This is a genomic window from Mesorhizobium sp. M7A.F.Ca.CA.004.04.2.1 (genome assembly GCF_004022825.1).
GTDB lineage: Bacteria > Pseudomonadota > Alphaproteobacteria > Rhizobiales > Rhizobiaceae > Mesorhizobium.
This window is the reverse complement of the sequence record NZ_RZPH01001408.1, coordinates 1-1,141: the sequence shown is the minus strand read 5'-3', so window position 1 is coordinate 1,141 and position 1,141 is coordinate 1. Positions and strand designations below refer to the sequence as shown.

The following is a 1,141-nucleotide window of genomic DNA, read 5'->3' as shown; positions in this document are numbered from 1 at the left end:
GGATTGCCTGACGGTTCGCGGCCGACCCGCTGCCACAGCGCGTCGCCGACATTGCCGAGCGCCAGTGTGAGGGTGAACACTTTCGAGATGCTCCGGATGGAAAAGGCCTGGTCGGCGTCCCCCGCCGTCAGCACGCGCCCGTCATTGGTAACCGCTGCGATGCCGAATTTCTTCGGATCGACCTTACCCAACTGCGGAATGTAAGAAGCGACATCACCGCGATCGGTGCGATCGGCCATTTCGGCAGCGACTTCGGCCAATGCCTGATCAAGTTTGGAGGCCTGATCAAGTTTGTGGGCCTGATCAAGTCTGAGGGCCTGTTCGAGTTCCGGCATGGCGCTACCTCAACCAGCGTTCGAGGCGCGCCATCGCCTCGATCATGTCGTCGTGGCTGCCGGCGTAGGAGAAACGCATCGTGCGGTGCCCGGCCTGAGTGTCGAAGTCTTGGCCGGGTGTTGCCGCGACATGCGCCTCGGCCAGCATCTTGCGCGCGAAGGCCATGCTGTCATTGGTATGCCTGGTGACGTCACAAAAGGCATAGAAGGCGCCGTCCATGGGCGCCGCCAGCGGAAAGCCGAGTTCCGGGAGGCGTTTCATCAAAAGCTCGCGATTCCAGGCATAGCGACCCTTGACCGCCTCCAACTCCTCGGTCGCCCTGAACGCTTCGATCGCCGCGATCTGCGACAGTTCCGGCGGCGAGATATAGAGGCTCTGGGCGACGCGCTCGACCGGCCGCACCAGCTCTTGCGGCAGCACCATCCAGCCGATGCGCCAGCCGGTCATGCAGTAATATTTGGAGAAGGAGTTGATCACGGTCACGTCGCCTCCATAGGCAAGCGCCGTGGTGTCGGGGGCGGCATAGGCGAGCCGGTGATAGATTTCGTCGGAGATGACGGCGATGCCGAGGTCTTGTGCCGTCCTCACCAGGGCCGCCAGTTCATCGGCCGGTATGACCGCGCCGGTTGGATTGGCGGGACTGGCGAAGAGAACGCCTTTCAGCGGCTTTTCACGATGCGCGGTCTCGAGATGGCCGGCATGCAGGTAGGCGGCGTCGCCGAGCTCGATCTCGACCACCTCGATGCCGAGCGCGGCCATGATGTTGCGATAGGCGGGATAGCCGGGTGCCGCGATGGCGACGCGG

At 63.5% G+C, this 1,141-nt stretch carries 2 protein-coding genes; both read right to left on the bottom strand.

Annotated elements, in window-relative coordinates:
- On the bottom strand, positions 1-335 hold a 335-nt coding region (locus EN893_RS34975), incomplete at its 3' end, for a glutaminase (protein WP_206640247.1).
- A gap of 4 nt (positions 336-339) precedes the next feature.
- Positions 340-1,141: aminotransferase class I/II-fold pyridoxal phosphate-dependent enzyme (locus tag EN893_RS34970; RefSeq protein WP_128362211.1), on the bottom strand; the 802-nt coding region annotated here is incomplete at its 5' end.